This window comes from Mesorhizobium sp. M1A.F.Ca.IN.022.06.1.1, from assembly GCF_003952605.1.
GTDB lineage: Bacteria > Pseudomonadota > Alphaproteobacteria > Rhizobiales > Rhizobiaceae > Mesorhizobium.
This window is the reverse complement of record NZ_CP034455.1, coordinates 3,358,359-3,377,108: the sequence shown is the minus strand read 5'-3', so window position 1 is coordinate 3,377,108 and position 18,750 is coordinate 3,358,359. Positions and strand designations below refer to the sequence as shown.

15 protein-coding genes and 2 pseudogenes are annotated in these 18,750 nt (G+C 65.2%); 7 read left to right on the top strand and 10 right to left on the bottom strand.

The features are described 5' to 3' along the window. Window positions 1-29: 29 nt before the first annotated feature. From EJ078_RS16120 to EJ078_RS16085, 8 genes are all read right to left on the bottom strand, one after another. Complete coding sequence (locus tag EJ078_RS16120) at window positions 30-1,541, bottom strand: ABC transporter ATP-binding protein (protein ID WP_095826247.1); 1,512 nt, start codon at window positions 1,539-1,541, stop codon at window positions 30-32. Between the two features lie 170 nt (window positions 1,542-1,711). Beyond that, window positions 1,712-2,737 (bottom strand): BMP family protein, encoded by a 1,026-nt coding sequence (locus EJ078_RS16115; protein ID WP_128294556.1) that lies wholly within the window; start codon window positions 2,735-2,737, stop codon window positions 1,712-1,714. 146 nt (window positions 2,738-2,883) lie between these two features. Continuing rightward, a complete protein-coding gene (locus EJ078_RS16110) occupies window positions 2,884-3,831 on the bottom strand; it encodes an ABC transporter permease (RefSeq protein WP_067323048.1) in 948 nt (315 codons plus the stop codon). Window positions 3,832-3,834: 3 nt separating this feature from the next. After that, the gene (locus EJ078_RS16105; protein WP_127403801.1) at window positions 3,835-4,809 is read right to left on the bottom strand and encodes an ABC transporter permease; all 975 of its coding nucleotides are present in this window, start codon (window positions 4,807-4,809) and stop codon (window positions 3,835-3,837) included. A 1-nt stretch (window position 4,810) separates the two neighbouring features. After that, window positions 4,811-6,274: a sugar ABC transporter ATP-binding protein gene (locus EJ078_RS16100; protein WP_067323041.1), complete on the bottom strand. Its 1,464-nt coding sequence runs from the start codon at window positions 6,272-6,274 to the stop codon at window positions 4,811-4,813. Between the two features lie 45 nt (window positions 6,275-6,319). Then, window positions 6,320-7,336 carry an ABC transporter substrate-binding protein gene (locus tag EJ078_RS16095; protein ID WP_066998252.1) on the bottom strand — a complete coding sequence of 339 codons (1,017 nt, stop codon included), beginning with the start codon at window positions 7,334-7,336 and terminating at the stop codon, window positions 6,320-6,322. Between the two features lie 95 nt (window positions 7,337-7,431). Next, complete coding sequence (locus EJ078_RS16090; protein WP_095826272.1) at window positions 7,432-8,322, bottom strand: SMP-30/gluconolactonase/LRE family protein; 891 nt, start codon at window positions 8,320-8,322, stop codon at window positions 7,432-7,434. Continuing rightward, a complete protein-coding gene (locus EJ078_RS16085; RefSeq protein WP_067323038.1) occupies window positions 8,322-8,516 on the bottom strand; it encodes a 4-oxalocrotonate tautomerase family protein in 195 nt (64 codons plus the stop codon). The genes EJ078_RS16090 and EJ078_RS16085 overlap by 1 nt, the downstream gene beginning before the upstream one ends. Window positions 8,517-8,658: 142 nt before the next feature. Between EJ078_RS16085 and EJ078_RS16080 the strand changes: the two genes are divergently transcribed. Further along, on the top strand, window positions 8,659-8,922 hold the full coding sequence (locus tag EJ078_RS16080; protein WP_311202689.1) for a hypothetical protein: 264 nt from the start codon (window positions 8,659-8,661) through the stop codon (window positions 8,920-8,922). Between the two features lie 98 nt (window positions 8,923-9,020). Here the strand turns inward: EJ078_RS16080 and EJ078_RS16075 are convergent, their stop codons facing one another. Then, window positions 9,021-9,761, bottom strand: a complete 741-nt coding sequence (locus EJ078_RS16075) for a response regulator transcription factor (protein ID WP_095799667.1) — start codon at window positions 9,759-9,761, stop codon at window positions 9,021-9,023. Further along, window positions 9,761-11,038 (bottom strand): GAF domain-containing protein, encoded by a 1,278-nt coding sequence (locus EJ078_RS16070; protein WP_095826252.1) that lies wholly within the window; start codon window positions 11,036-11,038, stop codon window positions 9,761-9,763. Before EJ078_RS16070 ends, EJ078_RS16075 begins: the two co-directional genes overlap by 1 nt. 223 nt (window positions 11,039-11,261) lie before the next feature. Between EJ078_RS16070 and EJ078_RS16065 the strand changes: the two are divergent. The 6 genes and pseudogenes from EJ078_RS16065 to EJ078_RS16040 all read left to right on the top strand — a co-directional run bounded on the left by EJ078_RS16065 (window position 11,262) and on the right by EJ078_RS16040 (window position 18,697). Next, window positions 11,262-13,678 (top strand): annotated as a pseudogene (locus EJ078_RS16065) (glucan 1,4-alpha-glucosidase). A 31-nt stretch (window positions 13,679-13,709) separates the two neighbouring features. Continuing rightward, window positions 13,710-14,717, top strand: a complete 1,008-nt coding sequence (gnd, locus tag EJ078_RS16060) for a phosphogluconate dehydrogenase (NAD(+)-dependent, decarboxylating) (RefSeq protein ID WP_095779804.1) — start codon at window positions 13,710-13,712, stop codon at window positions 14,715-14,717. Between the two features lie 16 nt (window positions 14,718-14,733). Continuing rightward, a pseudogene (gene zwf / locus EJ078_RS16055) lies at window positions 14,734-16,109 on the top strand (glucose-6-phosphate dehydrogenase). A gap of 16 nt (window positions 16,110-16,125) precedes the next feature. Further along, the gene (locus EJ078_RS16050; protein WP_095826255.1) at window positions 16,126-16,830 is read left to right on the top strand and encodes an ROK family protein; all 705 of its coding nucleotides are present in this window, start codon (window positions 16,126-16,128) and stop codon (window positions 16,828-16,830) included. A 191-nt stretch (window positions 16,831-17,021) separates the two neighbouring features. After that, window positions 17,022-17,486: a MucR family transcriptional regulator gene (locus EJ078_RS16045; RefSeq protein ID WP_095826256.1), complete on the top strand. Its 465-nt coding sequence runs from the start codon at window positions 17,022-17,024 to the stop codon at window positions 17,484-17,486. 110 nt (window positions 17,487-17,596) lie between these two features. Continuing rightward, entirely contained in the window at window positions 17,597-18,697 is a 1,101-nt protein-coding gene (locus tag EJ078_RS16040; protein WP_095826257.1) for a pyridoxal phosphate-dependent aminotransferase, read from the top strand. Window positions 18,698-18,750 lie beyond the last annotated feature (53 nt).

Genomic DNA, 18,750 nt, shown 5'->3' with positions numbered 1-18,750 from the left:
AGGCGTGCTCCCGAGGCAATTCCATAGCTCTACGCCCTCCCCTCCGCGCCGGTCATCAGCAGCCCAAGCCTCGCGACGGTGGCCTCCGGGCCGGAAAGCGTGCCGGCGATGCGACCCTCATACATCACCGTGATGCGGTCGCAGAGCATCAGCAATTCCTCGAGATCCTCGCCAATCACGATGATCCCGCAACCCTTCGCCCGCATGGCCAGGAATTTTTCGTGGATGAACCGTGCAGCGCCGATGTCGAGGCCGCGCGTCGGCTGCGAAACGATCAGCACCTTCGGGTCGAAGGCGAGCTCGCGCGCCAAAAGCGCCTTCTGCAGATTGCCGCCGGAAAGCGCGCCGGCGCGCGTCATGGGCCCGGGACAGCGTATGTCATAGGCCTTGATCTGCGCTTCGGCGAAGGCGCGGATCGCCACCGGATCGAGCAGCCCCATGCGGCTGAAGGCCTCGGTGCCGATGCGGGGCAGCACCATGGAGTCGGCTAAAGGCAGGTTGGTGACCAGCCCGGTCGTCATCCGGTCCTCCGGAATGCGGCCAAGGCCGAGCGCCTGCAGCTCGCGCGGCGAAAATTGCGCAACTGCTTTGCCGGCTATCGTCATCGAACCGGCACTCGGCGACAGCATGCCGGAGATCACATCAGCCAGCGCCCGCTGGCCATTGCCGGAGACGCCGGCAACGCCGAGGATCTCACCGGCGCGGACGAAGAGCGAGACCTCGCGCAGCGGCGTGCCGCCATGGCTTGAGGTGGAGATGCCGTCGAGCGTCAGCACGGGCGCGCCCGGCGTCGAAACCTCCTTGATCGGCGGCATGATTTCGTGGCCGCACATCAGCTTGGCCATCTCGGCCGAGGTGGTTCCTGCCGGATAATCGACCCGGCCGGCGACCTTGCCATGCCGGAGCACGACGCAGCGATGGGTGAGCGCCCTGACTTCGTTGAGCTTGTGCGAGATGAAGATGATGCCGAGCGCTTGCGCCGCCATCGAGCGCAGCGCGGCGAAGAGGCCATCGACCTCGCTGGGCGCCAGCACCGCCGTCGGCTCGTCGAGGATCAGGAGCCTGGCGCCGCGAAAGAGCGCCTTGATGATTTCCAGCCGCTGCTGCTCGCCGATCGAGAGCGCCGAGACCGGCAGGCCGGGATCGAGATGCAAGCCATGTTGGCGACCGATCTCCTTCAGCCGCGCCAGCCCGCCCGTGCGGTCGATGCGGCCGGACTTGCCGGCAATGCCGATCAAGAGGTTTTCCAGCACCGTCAGCCGCGGCGCCAGATGAAAATGCTGATGCACCATGCCGATGCCGGCCGCGAGTGCATCGGCCGAATTTTGGATGGCGACCGGCCTGCCCTCGACCAGGATCTCGCCCGCATCCGGCGCATAAGCGCCGAACAGCACGTTCATGAGCGTCGTCTTGCCGGCGCCGTTCTCGCCGAGCAGGCCAAGGATCTCGCCGGGGGCGACGCTGAGATCCACGCCCTCGTTCGCCTTGACGGCGCCGAAGCTCTTGGTGATGCCGCGCATTTCGATCAGTGGGACGGGCAAGGATGCTCCTAATATCCCTCCCCCTCGAGGGGAGGGTGGCCTGCAGGGCCGGGTGGGGTCGCCCGCGACGCGCTCCATCTTCAGTCGTCAAGGTCGAGCGGTTGAGACGACCCCTCCCGCCTCGCTTCGCTCTGCACCCCTCTCCCCTCGAGGGGGAGGGTAAACTGCGCTCAATCCGACACCGGCGTGTTCTCGTCGACGTCGACGCGGAAATTGCCTTCCAGGATCTCGGCTCTCTTCTTGGCGACCAGATCCTTGACCTCGGCCGGCAGCGTCTTGTCGAACTTGTGATACGGGGCGAGATCGGAGCCGCCCTTGGCCATGCGCGAGAAGTCGCCATAGTCCTGCGCGGTGAAGACGCCCGCCTTGACCAGCTTGATCGCCTGCTCGACCGTCGGATACATGTTCCATACCGGGCCGGTGATCACCGTGTCGGGTCCGAGGCTCGACTGGTCGGACATGTTGGAGATGGCGTAGATCTTCTTTTCGACCGCCGCTTCGATGACGCCGAAACGCTCGGCATAGATGACGTCGACGCCGGCATCGATCTGCGCGATCGCGGCCTCCTTGGCCTTCGGCGGATCGAAGAAGGAGCCGATGAAGGCGACCTTCCGCTTGATGTTTGGATTGACCTCCTTGGCGCCGGCGAAGAAGGCGTTGACCAGCCGGTTCACTTCCGGAATGCCCATTGCCGCGACAGCGCCGATCGTGCCCGACTTCGACATCTTGCCGGCGATCAGCCCGGAGAGATAGGCCGGCTCGTGGATCCAGTTGTCGAAGACGCCGAAATTGGGTTCCGCAGGCCCGGCGCCGGAGCCGAACAGCCAGGCCGTCTTCGGGAACTGTTTTGCCGTGCGCCGCGATTCGCGCTCGGCGGCGAAGGCGTCGCCCAGCACCAACTGGTAGCCGCCTTGCGCATATTCGCGCATCACGCGGCTGAAGTCGGCGGTCTGCACCTTCTCCGACCATTTGTATTCGATGCCCAGCTCCTTCTCGGCCTTCTGCAGGGCGACATGGATCTGGTTGTCCCAGGGCTCCTCGATCGGCGTCGCGAAGATCGCCGCCACCTTCAGCTTCTTGTCCTTGGCGAAGGCCACGCCGGGCAGCGCCGCCGCGGTCAGCCCGAGGGCGCCGAGTTCCAGCACATTGCGCCGCGACAGGCCGGCGCGTTGCGTTTTGCGATGATCGTTTTCCATTGAAATCCCCTCTGCTCGACGACCGTGTCGAGCCGGCCGTTCAAAACATGTCAGACGGGAGGACTATGGAACGACGCCCGACCTTTGTCCACATGGTCAAATTTGGCTGGAGAGACCCCGCAGAGCGACCCCCTCCTCGCGACTTGTCACCGCACAGCCTTCTCGCCACCCGCCGCCGTGATCACCCCGACGATGATCAGCCCGGTCAGCACCAGCCGCACGCCGGCGCTGACGCCGAAGGTGTTGAGCATGGTGAGCAAAAGCACCAGGAACAGGCCGGCGCCCCAGACGCCGGGCACGTTGGCCTTGCCGCCGGCGACCGAGGTGCCGCCGATGACGACGACCGCGATGGAGGCGAGCAGATATTCATTGCCGATATCGACATTGGCGCCGCGGAAATAGCCGGCAAGCAGCGCGCCGTCGATGCCACCGAGCGCGCCGCAAAGCGTGTAGGTGAGGAAGCGGATGCGGCCGACATTGACGCCGGCCAGCCAGGCGGCGCGGATGTTCTGCCCGATCGCCAGCACCGAGCGGCCATAGATCATGCGCTGCAGCGCCAGCGCCGCGGCGATGGTGAAGACCACCGTCAGCATCGCCAGCACCGGGATCCCCAGCACCTGCCAGTTGGTAAAATCGGCAAAGCCCGGCGGCGGCTTGATCTGCAGGCCGCGCCCGTAGCTGATGTCGACCGACTGGATGATGAAGCTCGCCGACAGCGTCGCGATGATCGGCGGAATCCTGAGCGCCCAGATCAGCAGATAGTTGATGGCGCCGATCGCCGCGCCGCAGGCGAGCGCCGCCAACAGCCCGACGACGATCATCGAATCGCTGCCGCCCATAACCTTCATCGCCACCGCGCTCGCCAGTCCGATATTGGCGGGCAGCGACAGGTCGACATTGCCGGGGCCGAGCGTGATGACGAACATCTGGCCGACGCCGACGATGACGGTGAAGACGGCAAGCGAAAGTGCCGCCGTGACCATGCCGCCGGCGCCATAGCCGCCGGTGAAGGCGACGGTTGCCACCCACACGAGAACGGCGCCGACGAAGGACCAGAGCCAGGGTTTTTCAAGCAGCATCCGGACCGAGGTCATCGTTCACCTCTCCCTGCGGCTGATCAGCACCCGGGCCGCCAGCACGATGATCAGGATCGCGCCATTGGCGGCCACTTGCCAATCGGGCGGGATGTGCATGAAGGTCAAGAGCGGCGAGGCGGCCAAAGCCAGCGTCAGCGCGCCGATGACCGCGCCGATCGGCGACACCCGGCCGCCGACGAACTCGCCGCCGCCAAGGATGACGCCGGCAATCGAAAGCAGCGTGTAGCCGTTGCCGATATTGGCGTCGGCCGAAGTGGTGATGCCGATCAGCGCCATGCCGGAAAGCACGCCGAACAGGCCGGTCAACGCGAAGAGCACGATCTTTGTCTTGAGCAGCGACCAGCCGGCGCGCCTGAGCGCCGCGGCATTGCCGCCGGAACCGCGCAGGATGACGCCATATGAAGTGCGCATCAGGCCAAAATGCACGATCGCCGCGATGAGCAATGCCGCCAGGATAGGGAACGGGATATAGGGCGGCTTGAAAGACATGATCGCCAGCAGCCAGTCCGGAGCCTTGCCGCCCGGCTTCGGCAGGATAAGGATAGCCAGCCCCTGCCAGACGAAGCTCATGCCGAGCGTCACCACGATCGAGGGCAGGTTGCGCAGATGGATCAGCGCGCCGAGCAGCGCGTAGAAGCCGATTGAACCGAGCAGCACAGCGACACCGATGAGCGGCGCATCCCTGAGCCAGGTGGCGGTGACGCAGCCGACAAAGCCGACGAAAGTGCCGATCGACAGATCGAGCTCATTGCCGGCGATGACGAACATCTGCGCGATCGTCGCCAGCGCGATCGGGATCGCCAGGTTCAGCATCAGGTTGAAGCCGAAATAGCTGATGGCGCGCGGGTTGAGCCAGGCGATGGCCATCAACACCAGCGCCAGCGACAGCGCCGGCAGCAGGCTGCGCAGCATGCGTGCGCGGGCCGCGCTGCCGCGGGAGGATTTGGGGAGCGTGCCGGGAGCGATCGCCGTCATCTCAGGCCGTGTCGCCGAACGAGGACTGGATGATCTTCTCCTCCGTCAGTTCGTCGCGTCCAAGATTGGCGACGATGCGGCCGTTCTTGAAGACATAGACATGGTCGCAATTGTCGAGCTCTTCGGTTTCGGTCGTGTACCAGAGGAAGGTGCGGCCCTTTCCGGCTTCCTCGCGCACGAGGTCGTAGACTTCGAGCTTGGTGCCGATGTCGACGCCGCGCATCGGATCGTCCATCAGCACGATCTCGGCATCGGAGCCGAGCGCGCGCGCAAACAGCGCCTTCTGCTGATTGCCGCCCGACAGCGAATAGATGTTGTTGTTCATGTCCGGCGTGCGGATGCCGATCTTCTTCTTCCAGAATTCGGCCAGCTCCGCCTCGCGCTGCGGCGAGATCAGCAGGCCGTCGCGCAGGCGCTGAAGCGAGCGGATGCCGATGTTCTGGGCGATCGACCATTGGGCGAAGATACCGTCCGCCTGGCGGTCGCCGGCGACCAGCGCCACCGGCGCCGTCACTTCGATGCCGGCCCTGGCGCGCGAGGCGGCCGAGAAGATCGCGAGCAGCAGGTCCGTCTGGCCATGCCCCGCGAGTCCGGCAAGGCCGATGATCTCGCCGGCGCGGGCGACAAGCTCCTTGCCATCCTGCTGCCGCGCCGGGCGCGCCCGCACCCTGAGAGCCCCAACCGCGACCTTGCGGGTCTCGGCGGCGGCCTTCTGATGTTCCCCGGCGCCGCCCATCGCGGCGACCAGCTTGTCCCGGTCGAACGCGCTTGCGGCGTCGGCGGCGACCACCTTGCCGTCGCGCATCACCACGATGCGGTCGGCATTCTGCAGCACCTCGCCCAGCACATGGGAGATCAGGATGCAGCTGCCGCCCGCGGCGACGAAGCGGCGCACGAATGAAAGCAGCTGGCCGGCCGTATGCGCATCGAGCGACGAGGTCGGCTCGTCGAGGATGACCAGATGCAGCGGCTCGCGGGTCAGCGTGAAGGCGCGCGCCACCTCGACCATCTGCCGGCGTCCGATCGAAAGATCGCCGGCAATGTCGTCCGCCGCGATGCCGTGGTCGGGAAAGATCTCGTCGAGCTTGGCCTGGATGAGATCGGCGGCCTTGCGCCGCCAGCCGAGCCCGCTGAGCGAGGGATGGTTGATGCGCGTGTTCTCGGCGACGCTGAGGTTTGGGCAGAGCGACAGCTCCTGGAACACGCAGCGTATGCCGAGCTCGAGCGCGCGCGCCACGGAATAGCTCGCTTCCTGGTTGCCGCGCACCGCGATCTGCCCGCCATCGGGCCGCAGCGTGCCCGCAACCATATGCATCAGCGTCGACTTGCCGGCGCCATTGTGCCCGACCAGCCCGACGCATTCGCCGGCGCCGACATGGAAGTCGACGCCGTTGAGCGCGCGGACGGCGCCGAAGTGCTTTTCGGCGCCGTCCAGCCTGACGATGTCTGCAATAGCCTGGAGCATCCTCAACGATATCCGGTCGGCGATGCGGCTGGCAACGTCGCGCCGCTATTGCTTGATGTTGGCCTTGATGGCCGCGATCGCGTCTTCCTGGGTGTATTCGTGGGTAGCGACGCCGCCTTCCTTGATCTTCGGCAGCGCGGCCTCGAAATTGTCCTGGGTGAAGGCGAGATACGGCACCAGCAGATCGTGCGGCACGTCCTTGCGGCCGTCGAGCACCTGCTGCGCCACCCAGAAGGCGAGCGTCGACACGCCGGGCGCGATCGAGGCCGACCAGGTCTGGTAGCCGTCCTTGTCCTTCTGCTCCTTCCACCACTTCAGCTCGTCCTGACGGTTGCCCATGATGATGGTCGGACGCGGCTTGCCGGCGGCGGCGAACGCTTGCGCGGCGCCGTAGCCGTCGCCGCCCTGGTCGACGACGCCGACGATCTCCGGCAGCGACGGCAGGATGGTCGCCACCGCTTTCTGCGCCGTGGTCTGGTCCCAGTCGCCGGTCACCGAGCCGACGATCTTGAACTCGGGATGGGCGGCGACGCCTTCGAGGATACCGGCGTGGATGGCATCGTCGATCGAGGTGCCTGCCAGCCCGCGGATTTCCAGCAAATTGCCGCCCTTCGGCTGGAACTTGGCCATCTGCTCGACTTCCTGCCTGCCCATGTCCTTGAAGTCGACGACGACGCGGTAGGCGCAAGGCTCGGTCACGATGCCGTCGAAGGAAACGACGACGATGCCGGCGTCGCAGGCCTGCTTGATGGCGCCGTTCAGCGCATCCGGCGAGGCGGCGTTGATGACAATGGCGTCATAGCCCTGCAGGATCAGGTTCTGCACCTGCGCGGCTTGCGTCGGCACTTCCTTGTCGGCGGTGGTGAAGACATCCGCCGCCGCCACCACCTTGTCCTCGACCGCTTTCTTGGTGACGATGGCGTAGCTGTCGAGCATCGCCTGGCGCCACGAATTGCCGGCGTAGTTGTTGGAGAAGGCGATCTTCTTGCCGCTCGTGTCGGCAAGCGCGGTGCCCGAGGCGAGCATGGCTGCAAAGGCGCTCAAGACCAGTAGTTTCTTCATGTCATTATCCTCCCAGATGTGTTGACTGCTGCACTTCCCACCGGCCCCTGCGGGCCGGCTTCACTCCCATCCGATCTGAGCGCGAACGTTCCCGCTCAAAACAGCCTCAATCCCGGCACCCGTACCCTCAGCCGGTAGAGCGACGTCGACGCGGCGATGTAGAGGCTCCGCAGGTCCTCGTCGCCGAAGGTGAAATTGGCACAATCTTCCGGCGTCGCGATGACGCCGAGGAGATCGCCCGACGCGTCAAAGACATGGATGCCGCCCGGGCCGGTGCAATAGAGGTTGCCGCGGCTGTCGATCTTCATTCCATCCGGCGCGCCTGGCGCATCGCCCTCGGTCACAGCCCATACGGCGCCGCCATTGAGGTCACCATTGGATTCGACGCCGAACACACGGATGTGGCCACGCGTGGTATCGTTGACGAAGAGCCGCGATTCATCGAGCGAGAAGCAGAGCCCGTTGGGCTGCGCGAAATCGTCGGCAAGCAACGTCAGCCCGGCGCCGTCGCCGTCGATCCGGTAGACACCCTGGTAGGACAGTTCCTGCGGCCTCGGCACGCCGTAGAATTCCGCTCGGCCGTAGGTCGGATCGGTGAAATAGATCGAGCCTCCAGTAGCAACGACAATGTCGTTCGGGCTGTTGAGCTGCTTGCCCTGGTAATGCGTGGCGAGAACGGTCGTGGTGCCGCCCGGCTCGGCGCGGGTAACGCGGCTGCTGGCGTGCTCGCAGGTCACCAGCCGCCCCTGCCGGTCGAGCGTGTTGCCGTTGGCCATGTGGCTCGGGTCGCGGAACGCCGCGATTTCGCCGGAAGCGCTGCGCCGGTACATGCGGCTTTGCGGAATATCGGAAAAGACCAGCCATTTCTCATAGGGATGCCACACCGGACCTTCGATGAAGCCGTAGCCGGTGGCGAGCCGCTCCATCGCCGCATTGCCGACGACGTCATCAAAGCCGGAATGACGGGCGCGCGCCGGGATCGACATCACGGGCTCTTGGGTTCCCGCACCGGCTTGCCGGCGACGAACCAGTCGCTGCCCGGCACGTCCTCGATCACCACCCAGATCGCGTCCATGGGCAGTCCGGCGACCTCGCTGATCGCCTCGGTGACCCGGCGAGAGATCTCGTTCTTGCGCTTTTGCGAATGACCCTCGAGTATCCGTATGCTGACGAACGGCATGAGCGCTTCCCCGTGATTTTTGTTTTTGTAGGACAAAAGCTAGTCGGGACGCGGACTGGGCGATAGCGGTCTAAGCGCAGCACCGACTGTGGTTTTGCACAGTCGGCGCCGGCATCCGCGGCTGCAGACAGGAGAACCATTGATGGCGGAGAGATGCGGCAGGCCGATCGTACGGATTGCGGAGCTGGAGATCGATGCCTTCCAGCTCGACATCTTCAGGGCCTTGCTCGCCGAAGAGATCGAGGCCTCGGTGCAGAACGAGCCCGGCGTGTTGTTCCTGCACGCGGTCTCGATAAAAGGGTTCGCCCGAAACGGTGCGCGTCATCGAATGCTACGTCGATCATTCCGCCTACCACGCCCACCTGACCGCGCCGCACTTTCTCAAATACAAGGCGCGGACGGCTGATATGGTCAGGTCGCTTCGATTGATCGAGACCGAGCCGATCGTTCTGAGGGCCAAGAGCAATCAGCATTCAAGCTGAGCCTGTTCACCCATCGCGGGGCTTACTGCTCCTGCAACGGCGTTGCCTGCGCGAGCCAGGCGTCGAGCTGCTCCTGCTCGCGCCGCAGCGCGTCGATGTTGATCAGGCCGCGCGCCATGGCCAGATAGATCGCGCGGGTGCGCGAATTGAACACCGACGCCTCGCCAACGCCTTCCTCCGGCGGCACTATTCCGAGCTTCTCATAGACATGCTTGATGCGGCTCTGCGCGCCGCGGATCGACAGGCCGCGCCGCGCCGCGATCGCTCGGTCGGTGAGGCCGAGCGCGATGTCGATCAGGCTTTCATATTCGCCGTCGGTGATGCCCTCGAACCGGTCCTGGACGCGGTGCTGGATGCCGCGGATCTCGCGGTCGATGATGCAATGCCCCTCGCGGAACACGCCCCGCAGCGCCGAGCGCATGCCTTCTTCCGTCGCCGATTTCAGCACATAGCCATAGACCGACCCCGGCGGCACGATGCGCGCCACGCCGCGCACATAGGCCTCGTCGGCGAAGTTGGACCAGAACAGGATATGCGTGCCGGCGCGCTGGCTCCAGATGGCGCGCGCCACCTCGATTCCGGTCGCCTTGGGCAGTTGCAGGTCGAGCACGACATGCGGCGGCTGCCGTTCCGCCGCAAGATTGATGGCGTCCTCGCCGTCGCCGGCTTCGATCACCTCGACATCGCCGGGCCACAATTGCTCGACGGTCCGCCGCGCGAAGGTGCGGTGCAGCCCGTCATTTTCGGCGATCATGACCAGCATCAGACTGCCTCCGCCACCGGCTGAGCTTCGGTTATCGCGGTGCCGCACGCCGCCGCCTCGGCCTCGGCGGACTCGCGATCGATCTCGATCACGACCCTGGTGCCGCCCTTGCGGTCGGCCGGCTCGAAACGCAGCCGCGCCCCGACAAGGGCCGCTCGCGTGTGCATGTGGCCGATGCCGCCTTGAGCGGCGGGATCGATCGCGCCGCAGCCATGCCCGTCGTCGGTGACGGTCACGTTGAATGTGGTTGCCGTCGACGCCAGCTGCACCTCGATGCGGCTTGGCGCGGCATGACGGACCGCATTGTTGATGGCTTCCTGCACGATACGGTAGAGCGCGGTGCGAAGCGTTTCCGACAGGCCGTCGGCGCTGCCGTCGCTGGTGTCGGCGATGCGCACCGCGATCGGCGGCTTGGCCCTGGCAACGCTGCGGTTGAGATGTGCCTCGACCGCGTCGCGCAGGCCGAACAGTTCCAGGACGCTCGGCCGCATGTCGTCGACGATGTGGCGCAGCTCCGCGAGGCAGCCCGCCACCTCCTGCTCGAGATCGGCAAGCTGGGCCGTCCGCGCCACGCCCCGGCTGCGGAACGCAGAAACCTGACGTGCGATGCGGGCAAGGTCGGCGAGCGTCTGGTCGTGCAGGTCCATGGCCATGCGGCGCCGCTCGCGCTCCATGCCCTCGGTCAGTTGCGAGGCGCCGACTCTCAGCAGTTCCGCCCGGTTGCGCGCCTCGCTTTCGGCGAGCATGGCGCGGCGCGCTTCCTCTGTCTGGATCAGCGCGAACATATAGGGCCCGATGAGGTCGGCGCATTGCTGAGCGACCTCGACGTCCTCTTGCGAGTAGCAGCCGGCCTTGTGCCGGCTGATGTTGAGCGCGCCGATCACGCTGCCGCGTGCCCGCAGCGGCACGATGATGCGGCTGCGCAGCTTGGCGGCGAAGATCGGTCCGTCGAACGCTCCCTCGAAGTGGAATCGGTCGTCGAGAAGCGCGTTGTCGGTCAGAAGATAAGGCGTGTCGCCCCACAGCACGCGCCGGATCGGGCTGCCCTCGACCGGATGCTGCGCCAGATCGCTCCAGCTGGTATGGAAGCCGGCCTCGTAGCAGGCATGCATGCGCCCATCGAGCGACAACACCGCCAGATCGATATGGTCGTGCGGGATGAGCGTGCCGATTTCGATCGCTGTCGCCCGGAACGCTGAGCCCGGATCGATATGGCCGGCGAGCGCCCGCGAGATCGCGAGCAGCCGATCGATCAGCTGGGGAGATACCTCCGACATGTCTCCTCCCTGTCCCCCTGATGAATGCCGTGGAACGACAGCCAAGCCGCGCCGCGCGGCCTCGATCCTGTTTTCCGCAGTTCCTCCCTGCCCGAGAAATAGTGAGCGCTTGACGGCGCCGCTGTCAACGATGGGTCAAGCGACCCGAGCCCGATCAACTTCGGGTGCGGCGATTGAAAAGCCGCCGGCTCCTGGTCTAGGAACGGCCGCAGGAGGCCAATTGATGGCAGTGACGCCGACCGTTGCTCAGGGCGCCCCGGGAATTCCCGCGCGCTGGACGTCAAGCGCCAAGAGCGGCGTCGGCACCGGGCTTTCAGCGAACAGCCCGCTTTGGTTCACCATCAGTCACGGCATATTGAACGAGGTCTATTATCCCCGCCTCGACAGCGCCTGCACGCGCGACTTGGGGCTGATCATTACCGGTCCCGGTGGCTATTTCTCGGAAGAGAAACGCGATGCCGCCCACCTTGTCGAGCCATTTGAAGCCGGCGTCCCCGGCTATCGCCTGGTCAACACGGCGGTCAATGGCTCCTATCGGATTGAAAAGCGCATTGTTACGGATTCGAAACGGCCCGTTCTGCTGCAGGAAATTACATTCGCGGCGCTCAAAGGCTCAGCCTCGGACTACCAGGTCTACGCGCTGCTCGCGCCGCATCTCGTCAATCGCGGCATGGGCAACACCGCCTGGCTCGGCGAGCACAAGGGGCAGCGTATCCTCTTTGCGTCAGGCCGCGGCGTCTCGCTCGCGCTTGCCGCCTCGCTGCCCTGGGGCGCCTGCTCGGCCGGCTATGTCGGTTTCTCCGACGGCTGGCAGCAGCTGCGGAATAGCGGCGCGCTCGATCCTGCCGCTCAGCGCGCGGAGGATGGCAATGTGGCGCTGACCGGCGAGATCGGCTTCTCGACAGGCAAGGGCACCGCATTGCTGGCGCTCGGCTTCGGCGCCTCGCAGGAAGAGGCGGCTGAAGCCGCGCTGGCCAGCCTGAAGGACGGTTTCGATGCGGCCGCCGAAACCTATGCCGCCAGCTGGCGGAAATTTCAGTCCGGCCTGGAGACGCTCGACAGGCAAGCCGCCTCCGGCCTGAATACCTACCGCGTCAGTACCGCGGTGCTTGCCTCGCATCTGTCGATCGCCAGGCCTGGAGCCGCAGTCGCCAGTCTTTCGATCCCCTGGGGCTTCAACAAGGGCGACGACGATCTCGGCGGCTACCATCTGGTCTGGCCGCGCGACCTGGTCGAAACGGCGGGGGCTTCCTTGCAGCCGGCGACGCCTGGCAGGCGCTCGATATTCTCACCTATCTCCGCTCGATCCAACAGCCGGACGGTCATTGGCCGCAGAACTGCTGGGCGAGCGGCACGCCCTACTGGCCTGGCATTCAGATGGACGAATGCGCCTTTCCGCTGCTGCTTGCCGACGCGCTCCGCCGCGCGGGTCATCTGCCGCGCGCGAAGCTCGACGACTTCCTAGCCATGATCGAAAGCGCGGCTTCCTATGTGGTGCGCAACGGCCCGGTCACCGGCGAGGACCGCTGGGAAGAGGACGCCGGCTACAGCCCGTTCACGCTCGGCGTCGAGATCGCGGCGCTGCTTGCGGCGGCTGACATGCTGGATGCTTGCGACAAAAAAGAGCCGGCAAACTATCTGCGCGAGACGGCCGATTGCTGGAACGACCAGATCGAGCGCTGGACCTATGTCACCGGCACCGAACTCTGCGCCAGGGAGGGCGTCGACGGCTACTATGTCCGCATCGCACCGCCCGACCGTGCTGGCGCCGCTTCGCCGAAGGACGGTTTCGTGCCGATCAAGAACCGGCCGCCCGGCGATAGCCATCGGCCGGCCGAGGCCATCATAAGTCCCGATGCGCTGGCGCTGGTCCGCTTCGGGCTGAGAGCCGCCGACGATACGCGCATCGTCAACACCGTCAAAGCCATCGACGCGCTTCTGCGCTGCGAGTTGCCGCAGGGCCCGCTCTGGTACCGCTATTCCGGCGACGGCTATGGCGAGCATGAGGACGGCTCGCCCTTCGACGGCACCGGCCAGGGCCGGCCCTGGCCGCTGCTCGCCGGCGAGCGCGCGCATTACGAGTTGGCCGCGGGGCGACCCGGCAAAGCGGCCGAGCTGCTCGAGATCTTCGAGCGCTCTGCCGGTGCAGGCGGCCTGCTGCCGGAGCAGGTGTGGGACAGACCCGACCTGCCGGAGCGCGAATTGCGGCTCGGCGCGCCATCGGGCAGCGCCATGCCGCTGGTCTGGGCGCATGCCGAGCATATCAAGCTGCTGCGCTCGCTGCGCGACGGCAAGGTCTTCGACATGCCGCCGCAGGGCGTCGAGCGCTACATCGAGCGCAAGACCGTGTCGCCGTTCAGGACATGGCGCTTCAACAACAAGATCCGCTCGCTTCCCGCCGGCAAGCTCCTGCGCGTGGAACTTGCGGCGCGCGGCGTGGTTCACTGGAGTAGCGACAAGTGGCTGACGGTGCACGACGACAACACGGTGGAGAACGCCTTCGGCGTCCACCTGGTTGACCTGGATGTCGCCGGCCTGCAGCCGGGATCGACGGTCGTCTTCACATTTTTCTGGCCCGAAGCGAGCCGTTGGGAGAATGTCGACTTCACCGTCGGCATCGATCCTTCGGATAGCCAGTAAGGTTCTTTCCTCAAGCTATTAGGATAACACCATGCAGATCGGAATGATGGGACTGGGCAGGATGGGCGCCAACATGGTGCGCCGCCTGATGCGCGACGGCCACGAATGCGTCGTCTACGACATCAATTCGGCAAGTGTCGCCGGCATGGTCAAGGACGGCGCCATCGGCGCCGCCTCGCTGGAGGAGTTCGTCGCCAAGCTCGCCAAGCCGCGCTGCGCCTGGCTGATGCTGCCGGCGGCGATCACCGGCAGGATCGTCGACCAGGTTGCGGCGCTGATGGAGCCGGGCGATATCATCATCGACGGCGGCAATTCCTATTATCACGACGCCGTCGACCAGGCCGCGAAGCTGGCGACCAAGGGCATCAATTTCGTCGATGTCGGCACCAGCGGCGGCGTCTGGGGGCTGGAGCGCGGCTACTGCCTGATGATCGGCGGCCCCGACGACGCCGTGAAGCACCTGGATTCGGTCTTCGCCACGCTGGCGCCGGGCGCCGACCCGGGCTCCAATCCGCCGAAGGACGCAGGAACCGCGCCTTACGGCTATCTGCATTGCGGGCCGAGCGGCGCCGGCCATTTCGTCAAGATGGTTCATAACGGCATCGAATACGGCGTCATGGCCGCTTACGCCGAGGGCATCAACATCCTGAAATCGGCCAATGCCGGCAAGCGCGCCCGCACGGCGGACGCCGAAACCAGCCCGCTCGAAAGCCCGCAATACTATCAGTTCGACATCGACCTGCCCGCCGTGGCCGAAGTCTGGCGCCACGGCAGCGTCATCGGCTCCTGGCTGCTCGATCTCACCGCCGGCGCGCTGAAGAACGATCCGTCGCTCGCCCAGTTCGGCGGCCGCGTCTCCGATTCCGGCGAAGGCCGCTGGACCTTGAAGGCCGCGATCGACACCGGCGTTCCGGCGCCGGTGCTCTCCTCGGCGCTGTTCGACCGCTTCTCCTCGCAAGGCGAATCCGCCTTCGCCGACAAGCTCTTGTCCGCCATGCGCTACGCTTTCGGCGGCCATGTCGAAAAGCCGAAGGCGTGAGAGCGGGAGTGACGGGATGAGCCAGGAGAGGTCCGACACGCTGGTGCTTTTCGGGGCGACCGGCGATCTTGCGCACAAGAAGATATTTCCGGCGCTCTATCACATGGTCGCCAAGGGGACGCTGAGCGAGCCGGTGATCGGCGTCGCATTCGATCCCTGGGATCTTGGCAAGCTGGTGGACCGTGCCCGCGACGGCGTCGTCAATGCGCTGGGCGGCGTCGACGACAAGGTGTTCGCCAGGCTCGCCTCGCTGCTGCGCTATGTCAGCGGCGACTATCGAGATCCGGCGACATTCGAGAGATTGAAGGCAGCGCTCGGCTCGGCGCAGCGGCCGCTGCATTACATGGCAGTGCCGCCCACCATGTTCGAAACCGTCGTCCAGGGGCTCGAACAATCCGGCACCGCGCGGGGCGCCAGATTGATGGTCGAAAAGCCTTTCGGCCACGATTTGCAGTCGGCCCGCTGGCTGAACCGCGTGTTGCACCTGGTGTTCGACGAACAGTCCATCTTCCGCATCGACCACTATCTCGGCAAGGAAGCGATCCAGAACCTGCTCTATTTCCGTTTCGCCAACGCTTTCCTCGAGCCGATCTGGAACCGCAACTTCGTCGAGAGCGTGCAGATAACCATGGCCGAGGATTTTGGCATCGAAGGCCGCGGCAAATTCTATGACGACGTCGGCTGCATCCGCGACGTCATCGAGAACCATCTGCTCAACATCCTGCTGTTGCTCGCCATGGAGCCGCCGGTCGGCCGCTCTGCCGACGATTTGATCGACGAGAAGGTGCAGGTGCTGCGCGCCATCCGAACGCTTACCAAGGACGATGTCGTGCGCGGCCAGTTCGACGGCTATCTGGCCGAACCGGGCGTGCGGCCGAACTCGCCGGTCGAGACCTTCGCCGCCGTACGCTTCTTCGTCGACACCTGGCGCTGGCAGGACGTGCCCTTCTTCATCCGCGCCGGCAAGAACATGCCGGTGCATGCGACCGAAGTGATCGTGCGGCTGAAGCGTCCGCCGCTCGACGTCTTCGATCCGATCAAGCCGGGCGACGCCAACTATGTCCGTTTCCGTATCGATCCGCAGGTGGCGATCTCGATCGGCGCCCAGCGCAAGGTAGCCGGCGACGACATGATCGGCGAGCAGGTGGAACTGACCGCGCTCGACGACACCAAGGGCGACATGCCGCCCTATGAGCGGCTGATCGGCGACGCGATGAACGGCAACGGCCAGCTCTTCACGCGCCAGGACGCGGCCGAGCTTGCATGGCGGATCGTCGGACCGGTGCTTGGCGACACCACGCCGCCTCCGATCTACGCGCCGAAGACCTGGGGGCCGGCCGACGCCATGAACGGCTTCGGCCCCCCGATGGCTGGATCAATCCGACGAAATAGCTTCTCGGGGGACGGGATGGCGAAAGCAGCAAAACGGGCTTCGACGAAGGACGGGCAGGTCGTCCTCACCATCGACGTCGGCGGATCGCGTGTGAAAATTCTCACCAGCGCCGGCGGCGAGATGCGCCGCACCGAGTCCGGGCCGGGCTTGACACCTGAGCAGATGGTGGCTTCGGTGAAGAAGCTGGCCGAGGGCCTGGATTACGACGTCATTTCGATGGGCTATCCGGGCCCGGTCAGGGACAACAAGCCGTCGCTCGATCCCTTTAATCTCGGCAAGGGCTGGAACGGCTATGATTTCGCCGCCGCCTTCGGCAAGCCGGTCAAAGTCGTCAACGACGCGCTCCTGCAGGCGATCGGCAGCTATGACGGCGGCCGTATGCTGTTCCTCGGCCTCGGCACCGGCCTGGGCGCCGCCATGATCCTCGACAATGTCGGGCAGCCGATGGAGCTTGCTCATCTTCCTTACAAGAAGGGCGGCAGCTTCGAGGACTATGTCGGCGAGCGCGGCCTGGAAAAGCACGGCAAGAAAAAATGGCGCAGATACGTTTTCGATGTCGTAAACAGGCTTCGCGCCGCCTTGCAGCCGGACTATGTGGTCATCGGCGGCGGCAATGTCGACAAGCTCGATGAATTGCCTGAAAGATCCAGGCGCGGCGACAACACACGTGCCTTCGAAGGCGGATTTCGACTGTGGCGCGATAAGGCGCTGATCGTCTGATATTTTTACTTTTCAGTATAGTCGTTCAAAATAACGTGTAGTCGCACGACCTGTCGTTGCGCCTCGCAGATTTGCCGACTAGGAATCCGCCGGCCTGCCGCACATGCGCCCGCCTCGGCGCGCCAAACGCGCGGCAGCGCGCTGGATTTTACATCCCGATTTGCGGCCGTGCGGCATAGAGGAGGACTGACGTGGACGAGGAAACCAATACAGCCAACGAAGATGTCGACCTGCTCGAGCTCACCGCCCACATCGTGTCGGCCTATGTCGCCAAGAACCGGCTGCCTGCTTCGGGCCTGGGCGAGCTCATCGCCAGTGTCGCCTCCTCGATCGGCGCCCTGAACCAGCCGCCGACTCCGCCGGCACCGCCGCCCGTTCCTGCCGTCAATCCCCGGCGCTCGGTGACGCCGGATTACATCATCTGCCTCGAGGACGGCAAGAAGTTCAAATCGCTGAAGCGTCATATCGGCGTGCATTTCGGGCTGAGCCCGGAAGCCTACCGGACCAAATGGGGCCTGCCGGCAGACTACCCGATGGTCGCGCCTAACTACGCGGCATCGCGCTCCGAGCTCGCCAAGTCGATCGGCCTCGGCCGCAAGGCCGAAGCCGAGCCGGAGAAGCCGGCAAAGGCCAGGAAGGTAAAGGCCCCCGCCTGAACGATCTTGGCCCTGTGCCAACGGTTTGAAGAAGCCTGCCAAGGAATCCGCCTTGGCAGGCTTCCTGCTTTTGGCTTGGATAAGACAAGCGAATGCTGTTCGGGTGAGCCATGAACTATGCGAGGATGGTGATCGAGAAGGAAGCGCCGGAGGAATACGGCTACGACCGCATCCGCTTCAATCTCTCCGAAAGCTCGATCGCCGACCAGAAGCTTGCCGATATCGGCCTCTCGCTGCCCGACCTCACCTTGTTCTACGGCGAGCATCGCGGCGATAAGCAATTGCGCGCGCTGATCGCCGGGCAGGACAAAGCGCTATCCCCGGACGACGTGCTGGTTACAGCCGGCGCTGCCGGCGCGCTGTTCATCATTGCTACCTCGCTGCTTTCGGCCGATGACCATCTCGTCGTCGTGCGGCCGAACTATGCCACCAATATCGAGACGCCCAAGGCGATCGGCTGCGCGATCAGCTATGTCGATCTCGACTTCGACGAGGGCTTCGCCGTGGATGTCGCGCGCGTCGCGGCGGCGGTGCGGCCGAACACCAGGCTGATCAGCGTCACCTGCCCGCACAACCCGACCGGCACGATGATGACCGGCGCCGATCTCGACGCGTTGGTCGCGCTTGCCGAAAGCAGCCGCTGCCGGCTGCTGGTCGACGAAACCTATCGCGATCTGTCCTATGGCGAGCGCCTGCCCTCCGCGGCATCGCTCAGTCCAAGCGCGATCAGCGTCTGTTCCCTTTCGAAAGCATTTGGCATTCCGGGCATCCGGATCGGCTGGCTGGTCAGCAAGGACCACGCTCTGCAAGAGACGTTCCTCGCCGCCAAGGAGCAGATCGGCATCTGCGGCAGTGTCATCGACGAGGCAATCGCACGCTCCATGCTCGAGCGGCGCGATGCCTTCCTAGCATCGTTGTTGCCGGAGATGGCCAAGCGCCGCGATATCGTCCAGGCTTGGATCGACGGCGAGCCGCTGGTCGACTGGGTGCGGCCGCAAGGCGGTTTGGTCGGCTTTCCGCGTCTGAATGTCGATGCAGGTTTCGACCTCGACCGGTTCTACGCTCGGCTCCTGGAAGAACACGGCACTTATGTCGGTCCCGGCCACTGGTTCGAGATGCCGAAGCGCTTCTTCCGCGTCGGCTTCGGCTGGCCGAAGGAGGCGGAATTGCGCGGCGGTTTGCAAGCGATTTCCGCTGCGCTGAGAGACTGAGCCTCTTTCCACCGCGAACGATAATTCCAAAGATCCTTCATGCCGCGCCGATT